Raw genomic sequence first — 16,402 nt, 5'->3', positions numbered from 1 at the left:
GCCCTGACGCCGTGACCGCAACGCCCCCGACGGCCGGATTTCTCACCGGCCGCGCGGGGGCGTTCGGCCGTCAGCCGATGTCCACCGGGTCGATCCGGACCCGCACCGCCTCCGCCGCCGGGACCCCCCGCGCCATGCGGGCCGCCTGGGCCGCCTTGAGCGCGGCCGCCAGCGCCGCACCGCTGCCCGGGGGCACCCGGACCAGCGCCCGCTCCCCCGGGGACGGCTCCCCGCGCCGCCCCGGCAGCGGTACCGGGCCCAGCACCTCCGCGTCCGGCGGCAGGGCGGCTCCCGCGAGGAATGACTCCACGGCCTCGCCCCGCCCGACGACGGCGGCCATCCGGGACACCGGCGGGAAGCCGAGCTGGGCCCGCTCAGCGAGCTCCCGCACGGCGTGGCCCACCGGGTCCCAGCGCACCAGTGCCTGGACCGGCCGCAGCGTCGGCTCGGCGACCACCACGACCTGCCCTTCGCCGCGCACCAGCGAGGCGGCGGCGATCCACCGCCGCAGGGCTTCCTCGCCGGCCCGCAGGTCGGGGCGGGTCAGCATCGCCCAGCCGTCGAGGAGCAGCGCGGCCGCGTATCCGGCGCCGGCCGCGACGGGCTCGGCGCCCGGGGTGGACACGATCAGCGCGGGCCGGTCGGGCACCTCGTCGAGGATGTGGTCGCGCCCGGAGGTCCGTACGGGTACGGCGGGGAAGGCGCGCCCCAGCTCCTCGGCGGTCCGCCGGGCGCCGACGACCTGGGCGCGCAGCCGGAACGAGCCGCATTCCTCGCAGTGCCAGGACGGTTCGGGCCGCCCGCACCAGCCACAGGTGAGGTCCCGCGCGTCGGGGGCCTCCAGCGGGCCCGCGCACGCCCGGCAGCGGGCGGGGGTGCGGCAGCGCTCGCAGGCGAGCCGGGGCGCGTAGCCGCGGCGCGGCACCTGGACGAGGACGGGGCCGGTCTTCAGCCCGTCCCGTACGGTCTCCCAGGCCAGGGAGGGCAGGCGGGCGGCGCGGGCGGCCTCGTCCCGGGCGAGGAGTTCGTCGCCGACGGTGCGGATGCGGGGGGCGCAGGCCCGGACGGTCTCGCGGTCGGCGGTCAGGGGCCGGGCCCAGCCGGATTCGACGAGCTGGGCGGCTTCGACGGTGCAGCCGGTGCTGCCGGCGAGGAACCCGCAGCCCTCGCTGACGGCGCGCAGCTCCAGCACCTCGCGGACGTGCGGGAAGGGAGCGCGGTCGTCGCTGTGGCTGGAGTCGCCGTCGTCCCAGACGGCGACGAGTCCGAGGTCCCTTACGGGGGCGAACATCGCGGCCCGGGTGCCGACGACGACCCGTACGGAGCCGCGGTGGACGGCGAGCCATTCCCGGTAGCGCTTCTCGGGGCCGGACTCGGCGGTGAGCAGGGCGTGCCGCCCCTCGCCGAGGAGGGCGGTGAGCGCGGCGTCGACACGGGCGGCGGTGCGGCCGTCGGGCAGTACGGCGAGCGCACCGCGGCCGGAGGCGAGGGTGGCCGCCATGGCCCGGGCCAGCTCGTCGGCCCAGCCGGGGCCGGGCAGGGCCGTCCAGACGGCGCGCGGGATACCGCCTCCGGCGAGGGACCGCAGGAAGCCGGGGCCGGCGCCGTAGCGGGCCCAGCCGCCGGGCTCGGGGGCGGGGGGCGGGGGCAGCGGCTCCGGGGAGGGCTTGGACTCGGCGCGGGCGTTGCGCGGGGGCAGGGCCAGCTGGAGGACGTCGGCGAGGCTGCCGGCGTACCGGTCGGCGATGGCGCGGGCGAGGGCGAGCATGCCCGGGGTGAGCACGACCTCGGGCGAGACGACGTGGGCCAGGGCGGCCAGGGCCCCGCTGTAGTCGGACTCGGCGCGCCGCTCGACGATGAACCCGTCGATCAGCCGGCCGCCCTCGCGGCGCCCGCCGTGGACGTGGTGGGAGCCGGCGCCGAAGCGGACGCGGACGCGGACGCCGGGCTGCGCGGCCTCGGAGAGCTCCTCGGGGACGGCGTAGTCCCAGAGCTGGTCGAGGTGGAGCACGCCCTTGTTGACGAGGACCCGGGCGATCGGCAGGTCGTGGGCGAGGGCCGCGCCCCGCCAGGTGCGCGGTTTGGCCTTGGGCGCCTTGGACTTCGCCTCGGCGACCATCTCGCGCATGAGCGCGAGCTGCTCCGGCGGGCTGCCGGGACCCTTGCCCCCGCCCCCCTGGCCGGGATCGTTCTCGCTGCTCACACCCGCATTCTTACCAAACCGCACCGACAGCGGACGGGGTCCGGGCAGCCTCCCGAGGTCTTGGCCGGCGGCAGTGGGCTTCCTTCACTGCGGGGCACGTCACCCGCTCCGGATGTATCCGTCGACTGCGCACCGGGAGGCGTGCGCCGGCCTACCGGCCGACAGCGTCGCAGGTCACCGCACTTTCCGAGGCACGTGCACGGCCCGGGAGGGGCATGTGCACGCCCCGCGGAAGGCGTACGGCCCGGGACGGGGAACGCGTACGGCCCCGGACCACAGGGGCCGGGGCCGTACGCAGCGCGCTCGGGTGCGCGGGGGTCCTGGGGACCGTCCTCGCGGGGGTCCTGCGGACCCGTCCTACAGGCCGGCGGCGGCGCGCAGGGCGTCGACGCGGTCCGTGCGCTCCCAGGTGAAGTCCGGCAGCTCGCGGCCGAAGTGGCCGTAGGCGGCGGTCTGGGCGTAGATCGGGCGGAGCAGGTCGAGGTCGCGGATGATCGCGGCCGGGCGGAGGTCGAAGACCTCGCCGATGGCGTCCTCGATCTTGGCCACGTCGACCTTGGCGGTGCCGAAGGTCTCGACGAAGAGGCCGACGGGCTCGGCCTTGCCGATGGCGTACGCGACCTGCACCTCGCAGCGCGAGGCGAGGCCGGCGGCGACCACGTTCTTGGCGACCCAGCGCATCGCGTACGCGGCGGAGCGGTCGACCTTCGACGGGTCCTTGCCGGAGAAGGCGCCGCCGCCGTGGCGGGCCATGCCGCCGTACGTGTCGATGATGATCTTGCGGCCGGTCAGGCCGGCGTCGCCCATCGGGCCGCCGATCTCGAAGCGGCCGGTCGGGTTGACCAGCAGGCGGTAGCCGTCGGTGTCCAGCTTGATGCCGTCCTCGACGAGCTCCTTGAGCACGTGCTCGACGACGAACTCGCGGATGTCGGGCGCGAGCAGCGACTCCAGGTCGATGTCGGAGGCGTGCTGCGAGGAGACCACGACCGTGTCGAGGCGGACGGCCTTGTCGCCGTCGTACTCGATGGTGACCTGGGTCTTGCCGTCGGGACGCAGGTACGGGATGGTCCCGTTCTTGCGGACCTCGGACAGGCGGCGGGAGAGCCGGTGCGCGAGGTGGATCGGGAGCGGCATCAGCTCGGGCGTCTCGTCGCACGCGTAGCCGAACATCAGGCCCTGGTCGCCGGCGCCCTGCTTGTCGAGCTCGTCCTCGTCGCCCTCGACGCGCTGCTCGTACGCGGTGTCGACGCCCTGCGCGATGTCCGGGGACTGCGCGCCGATGGACACCGACACGCCGCAGGAGGCGCCGTCGAAGCCCTTCTTCGAGGAGTCGTAGCCGATCTCGAGGATCTTGTCGCGGACGAGCTGCGCGATCGGCGCGTACGCCTTCGTCGTCACCTCGCCGGCGATGTGGACGAGACCGGTGGTGATGAGCGTCTCCACGGCCACACGCGAGGTCGGGTCCTCGGTGAGGAGTGCGTCGAGGATCGTGTCGCTGATCTGGTCAGCGATCTTGTCGGGGTGGCCCTCGGTCACGGACTCCGAGGTAAACAGGCGGCGGGACACATCGCTCCCTGGGGTTGCAGCGGCTGCTGGCTGATCATTTGGCGAAACCTTACCGGGGGCTGCGCCCGGTCACGTTCCGAATGCAGTTTATCGGTCGCCACCGTTCGCCGGACCACCCGTCTCGCCTTCTGGGAGGCGTGTGACCTGCGGCACTCCATTCTGGCTCATGGAATCGGCTTCGAGAAGAGCCAGCCGTCAGGTGAGTCGGGGCGCGACTTGGTCCCAAACGGCGTCCGCCAAGGCCTCCTTGGGACCGTAGGGGACGGCGATCTCCTGACCATCGGAGGAAAGAATCACCGCTTCGTTCTCCTCCGATCCAAAGGTCTTCGTCTCGCCGACCTCGTTCACGACGAGAAGATCACACTTCTTGCGGAGGAGTTTGGCGCGCCCGTTCGCCAGGACTTCGTCAGTTTCCGCCGCGAAACCGACGATGACCTGCCCCTTCCGGGCCCGGTCGGCCGAGATCTCGGCGAGGACGTCGGGGTTGCGGACGAGGGCGACGGGGGCGGGGTCCTGCCCGTCCTTCTTCTTGATCTTGCCGGAGGCGTATGCGGCGGGCCGGAAATCGGCCACGGCCGCGGCCATCACCACGGCGTCGGCGTCGGCGGCCGCCTTGAGCACGGCCTCCCGCAGCTGTACGGCCGTGCCGACGCGGACGACGTCCGCCCCGGCAGGGTCGGCGAGCGCGGTGTTGGCGGCGACGAGGGTCACCCGGGCGCCGCGCGCCACGGCGGTGCGGGCCAGCGCGTAGCCCTGCTTGCCGGAGGAGCGGTTGCCGAGGAAGCGGACCGGGTCGAGGGGCTCGCGGGTGCCGCCGGCGCTGATCACCACGTGGCGCCCGGCCAGGTCGGGCTCGGCCGCCGCCCCGCGGGCCAGGACCCGGACGCAGACCTCGAAGATCTCCTCGGGATCGGGCAGCCGGCCCTTGCCGGTGTCCTTGCCGGTGAGCCGGCCGACCGCGGGCTCGATCACGACGGCCCCGCGGCGGCGCAGCGTGGCCACGTTCTCCTGGGTGGCGGGGTGCTCCCACATCTCGGTGTGCATGGCGGGGGCGAAGACCACCGGGCAGCGGGCCGTGAGCAGGGTGTTCGTGAGGAGGTCGTCGGCCAGTCCGTGGGCGGCCTTGGCCAGCATGTCCGCGGTGGCGGGGGCGACGACGACGAGGTCGGCGGTCTGGCCGATGCGTACGTGCGGCACCTCGTGGACGCTCTCCCAGACCTCGGTGCCGGCCGGGTTCCCGGAGAGGGCGGCCCAGGTGGCCTCGCCGACGAAGTTGAGGGCCGACGCGGTGGGGACCACCCATACGTCGTGGCCGGACTCGGTCAGCCGGCGCAGCAGCTCGCACGCCTTGTAGGCGGCGATCCCGCCGCTCACTCCGAGCACGACCTTCGGCTTACCCACCACACACGCCCCTTCGGCTGACCGTTGCCACGCACCCGTGACCGCTACGTACCTATGACACACCACAGGCCCGGCAGATGTGCTGCCGGGCCTGTGGTGCAAGGAATTCTCGGTGCCTTACTGGACCGGGGCCTCGATGGCCTCGGAGGTCAGCAGACCCGCGTTGATCTCGCGCAGCGCGATCGAAAGCGGCTTCTCGTGGACGTGGGTGTCCACGAGCGGGCCGACGTACTCGAGCAGGCCCTCACCGAGCTGCGAGTAGTACGCGTTGATCTGACGCGCGCGCTTGGCCGCGTAGATCACGAGGCTGTACTTCGAGTCCGTGGCCTCGAGCAGCTCGTCGATCGGCGGGTTGATGATGCCCTCGGGCGCAGTGATGGAAGAGGACACGCTCTACCTTCCGAAGATACGGGTGAAAGATCAGACGTTGGCCGATCGGGTCATCCGGAGCGGATGGAGCACCGGCCAGCGATCACACAACGTCCATCAAGGCTAGCAGCTCGCGCGCCACGTCCTCGACGGAGGTGTTGACCAGGGTGGTGTCGAACTCGGACTCGGCGGCGAGCTCGACCTTGGCGGTCTCCAGCCGGCGCTCGATGACCTCGGCGGACTCGGTGCCCCGGCCGGTGAGCCGGCGGACCAGTTCCTCCCAGCTCGGCGGGGCCAGGAAGACCAGCTGGGCCTCGGGCATGGACTCCCGCACCAGGCGGGCGCCCTGGAGGTCGATCTCCAGGAGGACGGGCTCGCCGTTCTCCAGGCGCTCGGTCACCGCGCCGCGCGGTGTGCCGTAGCGGTTGCCCGCGAATTCGGCCCACTCCAGCAGCTCGCCGTTGGCGATCAGCTTGTCGAACTCGTCGTCGTTGACGAAGAAGTAGTGGACTCCGTGTCGCTCACCGGGCCGCGGCTTGCGGGTGGTGGCCGACACCGAGAGCCACACCTCGGGGTGAACCTTGCGCATATGCGCGACGACCGTGCTCTTGCCGACACCCGAAGGGCCGGAGAGCACGGTCAGCCGCGGACGAACCTCTGCTGCCATAGAGCGATTATCCAGGTTCTCGGGACTGCCTGAGAACGCCGGACGAACTCCGGGCAACACGTCAGCCGGCAGGGGTGCCGAACTCACGCTCCAGGGAGGCGATCTGGTTGGAGCCGAGACCTCGGACACGCCGGGACTCGGAGATGCCGAGGCGCTCCATGATCTGCTTGGCGCGGACCTTGCCCACGCCAGGCAGGGACTCCAGCAGGGCGGAGACCTTCATCTTGCCGATGACGTCGTTCTCCTGGCCCGTCTTGATGACCTCTTGGAGCGAGGCGCCGGAGTGCTTGAGTCGATTCTTCACCTCGGCCCGCTCCCGGCGAGCCGCGGCGGCCTTTTCGAGCGCGGCTGCGCGCTGTTCAGGGGTAAGGGGCGGAAGAGCCACGCCTACGTCACCTCGGATGTCGAACTGTCGGATATACGGACCGGTGGGGAACCCGAAGGCGCCACACCAGGCGAGTGCCCGAACAGCGGTGGAACTCGTTCGCTGCTCGTTCACTCTGGTCGGAGACTAGCGGCCACAACCGCTCCAGTCAGCGAGAACGGACGAAAAGTCCTGGTCAGCCTCCACTGAACCGTACATCACGGACAAACCACCCCGGTTTTGTCCGGTGAAAGACGTTCGATTTTCGTCAGACCGTACGACGAGCACCCCGGTCCGCGCGGTCAGGCGGCGACGGCCTCCCGGATCTCGTCGGCGAACCGGGCCGCCGAGTCGCGCAGCGCGCCGGCGTCCGGACCGTGCCGCAGGACCCCGCGCGACACGTTCGGGACGACGTTGCGCACTGCCGTGCCGAAGACCCGCGGCAGGTCGGCCGCCTCGGCGCCCTGCGCTCCGATGCCGGGGGCGAGCAGCGGGCCGTTGATGTCCAGGTCGAAGGAGGACAGGTCGCCCAGGGTCGCGCCGACGACCGCGCCGAAGGACCCCATGGGGGTGGCGCCCGCGTTCTCCTCGGCCAGGTGGGCGAGCATGGTCGCGCCGATGGTGCGGCCGTCCTCGCGGACCGCCCGCTGGACCTCGGCGCCCTCGGGGTTCGAGGTCAGGGCGAGGACGAACAGGCCGGCGCCGGACTCGCGGGCCAGCTCGACGGCGGGGGCCAGCGAGCCGTAGCCGAGGTACGGGGAGACGGTCAGGGCGTCGGAGAACAGCGGCGAGTCCTTGTGCAGGAAGGTCTCGGCGTACGCGGCCATGGTGGAGCCGATGTCGCCCCGCTTGGCGTCCATGACCACGAGCGTGCCGGCCGCCCGGGCGTCGGCGACGGTCTGCTCCAGGACCGCCACGCCGCGCGAGCCGAAGCGCTCGAAGAAGGCCGCCTGCGGCTTGAACACGGCCACCGTGTCGGCGAGCGCCTCGACGACGGTGCGGGAGAACCGCTCCAGGCCGGCGATGTCGTCGTCCAGCCCCCAGGCGGACAGCAGGGAGGCGTGCGGGTCGATGCCGACGCAGAGCGGGCCGCGCTCGTCCATGGCGGAGCGCAGGCGGGTACCGAACGGCAGGAGCCGCCCGGAGGGCGTCGGTGAGGAGTGGTGGTCGGGCGACGGGTGGGAGGTCACGAGGCGGCCTTTCGGGTTTCGGCGCCGACGGCCTCGGCGAGGGTGGCGTACGGGCTGGCGGCCAGGCGGGCGGCCAGGCCCTTGTGGATGGCGCGGGCGTAGAACGGGCCCTCGTAGATGAACGCGCTGTACCCCTGGATGAGCGTGGCGCCCGCCAGGATCCGCTGCCAGGCGTCGTCGGCGTTCTCGATGCCCCCGACGCCCACGAGGACCAGGCGGTCGCCCACACGGGCGTACAGGCGGCGCAGGACCTCCAGGGAGCGCTGCTTGACGGGGGCGCCGGACAGGCCGCCGGTCTCCTTGACCAGGGCGGGGTCGGACTTCAGGCCCAGGCCCTCGCGGGCGATGGTGGTGTTGGTGGCGATGATGCCGTCCAGGCCGAGCTCCAGGGCCAGGTCGGCGACCGCGTCCACGTCCTCGTCGGCGAGGTCGGGTGCGATCTTCACCAGGAGGGGGACGCGGCGGTCGGTGACGGTGCGGTCCGCGGCCTCGCGGACGGCCGTCAGGAGGGGGCGCAGGGACTCGGTGGCCTGGAGGTTGCGCAGGCCCGGGGTGTTCGGCGAGGAGACGTTGACGACGAGGTAGTCGGCGTGCCGGGCCAGGCGCTCGGTGGAGGTGACGTAGTCCGCGACGGCCTCCTCCTCGGGCACGATCTTGGTCTTGCCGATGTTGACGCCCACGACGGTCCGGAAGACCGGCCGACGGGCCTCCAGGCGGGCTGCCACGGCCGCCGAGCCCTCGTTGTTGAAGCCCATCCGGTTGATCAGCGCGCGGTCCGGCACGAGCCGGAACAGCCGCTTCTTGGGGTTGCCGGGCTGGGCCTGAGCGGTGACCGTGCCGATCTCGACGTGGTCGAAGCCGAGCATGGACATGCCGTCGATGGCCACGGCGTTCTTGTCGAAGCCCGCGGCGAGGCCGAAGGGGCCGTGCATGCGCAGGCCGAGGGCCTCGGTGCGCAGCTCCTTGTGGCGGGGCGCGAGCGCGGCCGCGGCGAAGGTGCGCAGGACCGGGGTGCGGGCGGCGAGGCGGATCCAGCGGAAGGCCAGGTAGTGGGCCTCCTCGGGGTCCATCCGCTTGAAGACCAGGTTGAAGAACAGCTTGTACATCTCTCGAAGATCCCTCTGTGCGCTCATGACGAGGGGGACACCGCGTGCCTCGTGCTCGTGGTGTCCCCCTCTCCGTACGGGCTGCTAGTCGCGTGCGGCGGTCAGGTGCTCGGCGTGCTCCTGGAGGGAGCGGACTCCGACCTCGCCGTGGCCCAGGGCCTCGATGCCCTGGACGGCCGCGGCGAGTGCCTGGACCGTGGTGAGGCACGGGACGCCGCGGGATACGGCCGCGGTGCGGATCTCGTAGCCGTCGAGGCGGCCGCCGGTGCCGTACGGGGTGTTGACGATCAGGTCGACCTGGCCGTCGTGGATGAGCTGGACGATGGTCTTCTCGCCGCCGGGGCCCTCGCCCTCGCTGAGCTTGCGGACCACGGTGGCGTTGATGCCGTTGCGGCGCAGGACCTCGGCGGTGCCGGAGGTGGCGAGCAGCTCGAAGCCGTGGGCGACGAGCTCGCGGGCCGGGAAGATCATCGAGCGCTTGTCGCGGTTGGCGACGGAGATGAACGCGCGGCCCTTGGTGGGCAGCGGGCCGTAGGCGCCGGCCTGCGACTTGGCGTAGGCCGTGCCGAAGACCGAGTCGATGCCCATGACCTCGCCGGTGGAGCGCATCTCCGGGCCGAGGACGGTGTCCACGCCGCGGCCCTGGATGTCGCGGAAGCGCGACCAGGGCATCACGGCCTCCTTGACGGAGATCGGCGCGTCCAGCGGCAGGGTGCCGCCGTCGCCGTTCTTCGGCAGCATGCCCTCGGCGCGCAGCTCGGCGATGGTGGCGCCGAGCGAGATGCGGGCGGCGGCCTTCGCGAGCGGGACCGCGGTGGCCTTCGAGGTGAAGGGCACGGTGCGGGAGGCGCGCGGGTTGGCCTCCAGGACGTAGAGGATGTCGCCGGCCATCGCGAACTGGATGTTGATCAGGCCGCGGACGCCGACGCCCTTGGCGATGGCCTCGGTGGAGGCGCGCAGGCGCTTGATGTCGAAGCCGCCGAGGGTGATCGGGGGCAGGGCGCAGGCCGAGTCGCCGGAGTGGATGCCGGCCTCCTCGATGTGCTCCATGACGCCGCCGAGGTAGAGCTCGGTGCCGTCGTAGAGGGCGTCGACGTCGATCTCGATCGCGTCGTCGAGGAAGCGGTCGACCAGCACCGGGCGGGTCGGGGAGATCTCGGTGGACTCGGCGATGTACGACTCCAGGCGCGCCTCGTCGTAGACGATCTCCATGCCGCGGCCGCCGAGCACGTAGGACGGGCGGACGAGGACCGGGTAGCCGATCTCGTCGGCGATGGCCTTCGCACCCGCGAAGGTGGTGGCGGTGCCGTGCTTGGGGGCGGGCAGGCCGGCCTCGGCGAGGACCCGGCCGAAGGCGCCGCGGTCCTCGGCGGCGTGGATGGCCTCCGGGGAGGTGCCGACGACGGGGACGCCGTTGTCCTTGAGCGCCTGGGCGAGGCCGAGCGGGGTCTGGCCGCCGAGCTGGACGACGACGCCCGCGATGGGGCCGGCGAGGGACTCGGCGTGGACGATCTCCAGCACGTCTTCGAGCGTGAGCGGCTCGAAGTACAGGCGGTCGGAGGTGTCGTAGTCGGTGGAGACGGTCTCCGGGTTGCAGTTGACCATCACGGTCTCGTAGCCGGCGTCGCTGAGGGCGAAGGAGGCGTGGACGCAGGAGTAGTCGAACTCGATGCCCTGGCCGATGCGGTTCGGGCCGGAGCCGAGGATGATCACCGCGGGCTTCTCGCGCGGGGCGACCTCGGACTCCTCGTCGTAGGACGAGTAGAAGTACGGGGTGTTCGCGGCGAACTCGGCGGCGCAGGTGTCGACCGTCTTGTAGACGGGGCGGACGCCGAGGGCGTGGCGCAGCTCGCGGACGACGTCCTCGCGCAGGCCGCGGATCTCGGCGATCTGGGCGTCGGAGAAGCCGTGCCGCTTGGCCTCGGCGAGCAGGGCCGGGTCGAGGCGCTCGGCGGAGGCGAGGTCGTCGGCGATCTCCTTGATCAGGAAGAGCTGGTCGACGAACCACGGGTCGATCTTGGTGGCCTCGAACACCTCCTCCTGGGTGGCGCCGGCGCGGATGGCCTGCATGACGGTGTTGATGCGGCCGTCGGTGGGGCGGACCGCCGCCAGGAGCAGCGCGTCCTTGTCGCCGGGCTCGCCGGTGAAGGCGAACTGCGAGCCCTTCTTCTCCAGGGAGCGCAGGGCCTTCTGCAGGGCCTCGGTGAAGTTGCGGCCGATGGCCATGGCCTCGCCGACCGACTTCATCGTGGTGGTGAGGGTGGCGTCGGCGGCCGGGAACTTCTCGAAGGCGAAGCGGGGGGCCTTGACGACGACGTAGTCGAGGGTCGGCTCGAAGGAGGCCGGGGTCTTCTCGGTGATGTCGTTCGGGATCTCGTCGAGCGTGTAGCCGACGGCCAGCTTGGCGGCGATCTTGGCGATCGGGAAGCCGGTGGCCTTGGAGGCGAGCGCCGAGGACCGGGAGACGCGCGGGTTCATCTCGATGACGATGATGCGGCCGTCGTCCGGGTTGACCGCGAACTGGATGTTGCAGCCGCCGGTGTCGACGCCGACCTCGCGGATGATCGCGATGCCGATGTCGCGCAGCCGCTGGTACTCGCGGTCGGTGAGGGTCATCGCCGGGGCGACGGTGATGGAGTCGCCGGTGTGGACGCCCATCGGGTCGAAGTTCTCGATGGAGCAGACGACCACGACGTTGTCGGCCTTGTCGCGCATCAGCTCCAGCTCGTACTCCTTCCAGCCGAGGATGGACTCCTCCAGGAGCACCTCGGTGGTCGGGGAGAGCGTGAGGCCCTGGCCGGCGATGCGGCGCAGCTCGTCCTCGTCGTGGGCGAAGCCGGAGCCGGCGCCGCCCATGGTGAAGGAGGGGCGGACGACGACGGGGTAGCCGCCGAGGGTGTCCACACCGGCGATGACCTCGTCCATGGTGTGACAGATGACCGAGCGGGCGGACTCGCCGTGGCCGATCTTCCGGCGGACCTCCTCCACGACCTCCTTGAAGAGGTCGCGGTCCTCGCCCTTGTTGATGGCCTCGACGTTGGCGCCGATGAGCTCGACGTTGTACTTCTCCAGCACCCCCTGCTCGTGCATGGAGATGGCCGTGTTCAGGGCCGTCTGGCCGCCGAGGGTGGGCAGGAGGGCGTCGGGGCGCTCCTTGGCGATGATCTTCTCGACGAACTCGGGGGTGATCGGCTCGACGTACGTGGCGTCGGCGATCTCCGGGTCGGTCATGATCGTCGCGGGGTTGGAGTTGACCAGGATGACCCGCAGGCCCTCGGCCTTGAGGATGCGGCAGGCCTGGGTCCCGGAGTAGTCGAACTCGGCGGCCTGGCCGATGACGATCGGGCCGGAGCCGATGACCAGGACGGACTGGATATCGGTGCGCTTAGGCACGCTCGGCCTCCATCAGGGATACGAAGCGGTCGAAGAGGTACGCGGCGTCGTGCGGGCCCGCGGCCGCCTCGGGGTGGTACTGGACGCTGAAGGCCGGCTGGTCGAGCAGCTGGAGGCCCTCCACCACGTTGTCGTTGAGGCAGACGTGGGAGACCTCGGCGCGGCCGTAGGGGGTCTCGGAGACCTTGTCGAGGGGCGCGTCGACGGCGAAGCCGTGGTTGTGCGCGGTGACCTCGACCTTGCCGGTGGTGCGGTCCTGGACCGGCTGGTTGATGCCGCGGTGGCCGTACTTCAGCTTGTAGGTGCCGAAGCCGAGGGAGCGGCCGAGGATCTGGTTGCCGAAGCAGATGCCGAAGAGCGGGGTCTTGCGCTCCAGGACGCCCTGCATGACGGAGACGGCGTGGTCGGCGGTGGCCGGGTCGCCGGGGCCGTTGGAGAAGAACACGCCGTCCGGCTGCACCGCGTAGATGTCCTCGACGGTGGCGGTCGCGGGCAGGACGTGCACCTCGATGCCGCGCTCGGCCATGCGGTGCGGGGTCATGCCCTTGATGCCGAGGTCGACGGCGGCGACGGTGAACTTCTTCTCACCGATCGCGGGGACGACGTACGGCTCCTTGGTGGCGACCTCGGCGGAGAGGTTGGCGCCCTTCATCTGGGGGGATTCCTGGACGCGGGCCAGCAGGGCCTCGTCGCGGACGCCCTCGAAGGCCTCGCCGGAGAAGATGCCGACGCGCATGGCGCCGCGCTCGCGCAGGTGGCGGGTCAGGGCGCGGGTGTCGATGCCGCTGATGCCGACGACGCCCTGGGCGGCGAGCTCCTCGTCCAGGGAACGCGTGGCGCGCCAGTTGGAGGGGATGCGGGCGGGGTCGCGGACGACGTAGCCGGAGACCCAGATGCGGGCGGACTCGGGGTCCTCGTCGTTGACGCCGGTGTTGCCGACGTGCGGGGCGGTCATCACGACGACCTGCCGGTGGTACGACGGGTCGGTGAGGGTCTCCTGGTAGCCGGTCATGCCGGTGGAGAACACGGCCTCGCCGAAGGTCTCCCCCACTGCGCCGTAGGCGCGGCCGCGGAAGATGCGGCCGTCCTCCAGGACGAGTACGGCGGGAGCTTTGGCTGCTCCCCTGGTGGAGGTCGTCATCGTGCGGCGCCTTCCGTCGTGGTGGATGTGTTCATGTGGTTGATGGCTTCGACCCAGGCGGCGTGTTCGGCCGCCCGGTCGGAGCGGAATCCGGAGTCGATCAGCGTGTCGCCGTGCGCCCAGGTCACGACGAGCAGACCGCCCTCGGTGAGTACCTTGCCCGCGATCCCCTTGTCGAGGCGGGCGCCGCGCAGCTGCGCGGCCGGTACGAAGAAGTCGGTGGCACCCGGACGGACCACTTCGAGGCCCTCGTCCGTGAGGGTGAGTTCGACGCGGCTGCGCACGCCCAGACCGTGGGCGACGATCCGGTCGAGCCACTGCCCGGCGGTGGTGGACCCGTGGTACCGGCCGGTGAGGGCCAGCCGGTGCTCGGGGAGTCCGCCGGGGGCGGCGGGCAGTTCCGGCAGGCTGCTCTGCAGGGCGCCGCGCCATTTCCAGCCCTGCCGCATCAGCCAGTACACGAAGGCGATGAAGAGGAGCAGACCGATCACCCACGCGATGCGGGCGCCCCAGTCCGTCACCTCCGCCGACTTCTGTTCGGCGGCCTCTGCGGCCAGTCGGATTGCTCCAGGTGTCACGCGAGTTTCCCGTCCACGACCGTTGTACGGCCCCGCAGGAAGGTGTGAGTGACGCGTCCCGGAAGCTCGCGGCCCTCGTAGGGCGTGTTGCGGCTCCGGGAGGCGAAGTGTGCGGGGTCCACGACACCACGGTACGAGGTGTCGACGAGCACGAGGTTCGCGGGTTCGCCTGCCGAGACGGGGCGCCCGTGGTGTGAGAGGCCGCCGATGCGGGCCGGGGCGGAGGACATGCGCTCGGCGACGCCGGCCCAGTCGAGGAGGCCGGTCTCGACCATCGTCTGCTGGACGACGGAGAGGGCGGTCTCCAGGCCGACCATGCCCATGGCGGCCGCGGCCCACTCGCAGTCCTTGTCCTCGTGCGGGTGCGGGGCGTGGTCGGTGGCGACGATGTCGATCGTGCCGTCGGCGAGGGCCTCGCGCAGGGCCATGACGTCGCGCTCGGTGCGCAGCGGCGGGTTGACCTTGTAGACGGGGTTGTAGGAGCGGACCAGCTCGTCGGTGAGGAGGAGGTGGTGCGGGGTGACCTCGGCGGTGACGTCGATGCCACGGGACTTGGCCCAGCGGACGATCTCGACGCTGCCGGCGGTCGAGAGGTGGCAGATGTGGACGCGGGAGCCGACGTGCTCGGCGAGGAGGACGTCGCGGGCGATGATCGACTCCTCGGCGACGGCGGGCCAGCCGCCCAGGCCCAGCTCGGCGGAGACGATGCCCTCGTTCATCTGGGCGCCCTCGGTGAGGCGGGGCTCCTGGGCGTGCTGGGCGATGACGCCGCCGAAGGCCTTCACGTACTCCAGGGCGCGGCGCATGATCACGGCGTCGTCGACGCACTTGCCGTCGTCGGAGAAGACGGTGACCTTGGCGGCGGACTCGTGCATGGCGCCGAGCTCGGAGAGCTTCTTGCCCTCCAGGCCGACGGTGACGGCGCCGATGGGCTGCACGTCGCAGTAGCCGGCTTCCTGGCCGAGGCGCCAGACCTGCTCGACGACGCCGGCGGTGTCGGCGACGGGGAAGGTGTTCGCCATGGCGAAGACGGCGGTGTAGCCGCCGGACGCGGCGGCGCGGGTGCCGGTGAGGACGGTCTCGGAGTCCTCGCGGCCGGGTTCGCGCAGGTGGGTGTGGAGGTCGACGAGGCCGGGGAGGAGGACCTGGCCGGCGGCCTCGATGACGGTGTCGACACCGTCGGCGGAGAGTCCGGTACCGACCTCGGCGATGGTCTCGCCGTCGATCAGGACGTCCTGTGCCTCGCCGCCGAGGACCTTCGCACCGCGGATCAGGATCTTGGTCATGGCTACTTGGTCTCCTCGGCGGTGCGGGCAGCGGGGGCGGTGGTGGTGACGGCGGGCTCGGAGCCGCCGAGCAGCAGGTACAGGACGGCCATGCGGATGGACACGCCGTTGGCGACCTGCTCGACGACCGTGCAGCGGTCGGAGTCGGCGACCTCGGCGGTGATCTCCATGCCGCGGACCATGGGGCCGGGGTGCATGACGACGGCGTGCTCGGGCATCTTCGCCATCCGGGCGGCGTCCAGCCCGTAGCGGCGGGAGTACTCGCGCTCGGTGGGGAAGAACGCGGCGTTCATGCGTTCGCGCTGCACACGCAGCATCATGACGGCGTCGGACTTCGGCAGCACGTCGTCGAGGCTGTACGAGACCTCGCAGGGCCAGGTGCCGACGCCGACGGGGAGCAGGGTGGGCGGGGCCACGAGGGTGACCTCGGCGCCGAGCGTGTGCAGCAGGTCGACGTTGGAGCGGGCGACGCGGCTGTGCAGGACGTCGCCGACGATGGTGATCCGGCGGCCGTCGAGGCCCTTGCCGAGGCCCGCGTCCCGGCCGACGAGGCGGCGGCGCATGGTGAAGGCGTCCAGCAGGGCCTGGGTGGGGTGCTGGTGGGTGCCGTCGCCGGCGTTGATGACGGGGGCGTCGATCCAGCCGGAGGTGGCGAGCCGGTAGGGGGCGCCGGAGGCGTGGTGGCGGATGACGACGGCGTCGACGCCCATGGCTTCCAGGGTCTGGGCGGTGTCCTTGAGGGATTCGCCCTTGGAGACCGAGGAGCCCTTGGCCGCGAAGTTGATGACGTCGGCGGAGAGCCGCTTCTCGGCGGCCTCGAAGGAGATCCGGGTGCGGGTGGAGTCCTCGAAGAAGAGGTTGCAGATCGTGCGGCCGCGCAGGGTGGGCAGCTTCTTTATCGGCCGGTCGGCGACCCGGGCCATCTCCTCGGCGGTGTCGAGGATCAGGACGGCGTCGTCGCGCGTGAGGTCGGCGGCCGAGATGAGGTGGCGCATCATCTGGGTGCTCCGTAAGTCGGGGGAGGTCAGAGCGGCGGGGCTGGCTTGCCGGCGTGCGGGCAGGGCAGGCCGGCGCGCGGGCCCCGGGAGCGGGGCCCTTCACTCGTACGGGCGTACGGGGGTCCGTGGGTACGGCTACG

Annotated in this window: 13 protein-coding genes; all 13 read right to left on the bottom strand. The window is 71.8% G+C overall.

Annotated features, from left to right (window positions below):
• Nucleotides 1–70: 70 nt before the first annotated feature.
• Nucleotides 71–2,203 carry a primosomal protein N' gene (locus ACIQUT_RS14475; RefSeq protein ID WP_403562931.1) on the bottom strand — a complete coding sequence of 711 codons (2,133 nt, stop codon included), beginning with the start codon at nucleotides 2,201–2,203 and terminating at the stop codon, nucleotides 71–73.
• 357 nt (nucleotides 2,204–2,560) lie between these two features.
• Nucleotides 2,561–3,769: a methionine adenosyltransferase gene (metK, locus tag ACIQUT_RS14470; RefSeq protein ID WP_403562929.1), complete on the bottom strand. Its 1,209-nt coding sequence runs from the start codon at nucleotides 3,767–3,769 to the stop codon at nucleotides 2,561–2,563.
• Nucleotides 3,770–3,964: 195 nt separating this feature from the next.
• A complete protein-coding gene (gene coaBC, locus ACIQUT_RS14465; RefSeq protein ID WP_403562927.1) occupies nucleotides 3,965–5,170 on the bottom strand; it encodes a bifunctional phosphopantothenoylcysteine decarboxylase/phosphopantothenate--cysteine ligase CoaBC in 1,206 nt (401 codons plus the stop codon).
• A gap of 117 nt (nucleotides 5,171–5,287) precedes the next feature.
• The gene (rpoZ, locus tag ACIQUT_RS14460) at nucleotides 5,288–5,560 is read right to left on the bottom strand and encodes a DNA-directed RNA polymerase subunit omega (protein ID WP_114056739.1); all 273 of its coding nucleotides are present in this window, start codon (nucleotides 5,558–5,560) and stop codon (nucleotides 5,288–5,290) included.
• 82 nt (nucleotides 5,561–5,642) lie between these two features.
• On the bottom strand, nucleotides 5,643–6,206 hold the full coding sequence (gene gmk, locus ACIQUT_RS14455) for a guanylate kinase (RefSeq protein WP_385684177.1): 564 nt from the start codon (nucleotides 6,204–6,206) through the stop codon (nucleotides 5,643–5,645).
• A gap of 61 nt (nucleotides 6,207–6,267) precedes the next feature.
• Nucleotides 6,268–6,591, bottom strand: a complete 324-nt coding sequence (locus ACIQUT_RS14450; RefSeq protein ID WP_008740406.1) for an integration host factor — start codon at nucleotides 6,589–6,591, stop codon at nucleotides 6,268–6,270.
• 281 nt (nucleotides 6,592–6,872) lie between these two features.
• Nucleotides 6,873–7,760 (bottom strand): orotidine-5'-phosphate decarboxylase, encoded by an 888-nt coding sequence (gene pyrF / locus ACIQUT_RS14445; protein ID WP_403562924.1) that lies wholly within the window; start codon nucleotides 7,758–7,760, stop codon nucleotides 6,873–6,875.
• Nucleotides 7,757–8,866, bottom strand: coding sequence for a quinone-dependent dihydroorotate dehydrogenase (locus ACIQUT_RS14440; protein WP_403563171.1), 1,110 nt, complete (start codon nucleotides 8,864–8,866; stop codon nucleotides 7,757–7,759). The genes pyrF and ACIQUT_RS14440 overlap by 4 nt, the downstream gene beginning before the upstream one ends.
• A gap of 84 nt (nucleotides 8,867–8,950) precedes the next feature.
• Nucleotides 8,951–12,259, bottom strand: coding sequence for a carbamoyl-phosphate synthase large subunit (gene carB / locus ACIQUT_RS14435; RefSeq protein ID WP_403562923.1), 3,309 nt, complete (start codon nucleotides 12,257–12,259; stop codon nucleotides 8,951–8,953).
• Entirely contained in the window at nucleotides 12,252–13,400 is a 1,149-nt protein-coding gene (carA, locus tag ACIQUT_RS14430; RefSeq protein ID WP_403562922.1) for a glutamine-hydrolyzing carbamoyl-phosphate synthase small subunit, read from the bottom strand. The genes carB and carA overlap by 8 nt, the downstream gene beginning before the upstream one ends.
• Nucleotides 13,397–13,978, bottom strand: a complete 582-nt coding sequence (locus ACIQUT_RS14425; protein ID WP_403562920.1) for a hypothetical protein — start codon at nucleotides 13,976–13,978, stop codon at nucleotides 13,397–13,399. The genes carA and ACIQUT_RS14425 overlap by 4 nt, the downstream gene beginning before the upstream one ends.
• Entirely contained in the window at nucleotides 13,975–15,264 is a 1,290-nt protein-coding gene (locus ACIQUT_RS14420; protein WP_403562918.1) for a dihydroorotase, read from the bottom strand. Before ACIQUT_RS14420 ends, ACIQUT_RS14425 begins: the two co-directional genes overlap by 4 nt.
• A gap of 2 nt (nucleotides 15,265–15,266) precedes the next feature.
• Nucleotides 15,267–16,262, bottom strand: coding sequence for an aspartate carbamoyltransferase catalytic subunit (locus ACIQUT_RS14415; RefSeq protein ID WP_403562916.1), 996 nt, complete (start codon nucleotides 16,260–16,262; stop codon nucleotides 15,267–15,269).
• Nucleotides 16,263–16,402: the final 140 nt, after the last annotated feature.

It is taken from the genome of Streptomyces sp. NPDC090445 (genome assembly GCF_044769385.1).
Classification (GTDB): domain Bacteria; phylum Actinomycetota; class Actinomycetes; order Streptomycetales; family Streptomycetaceae; genus Streptomyces.
Note: the sequence above shows the minus strand (reverse complement) of the source record. Positions and strands in the feature narration are given on the sequence as shown.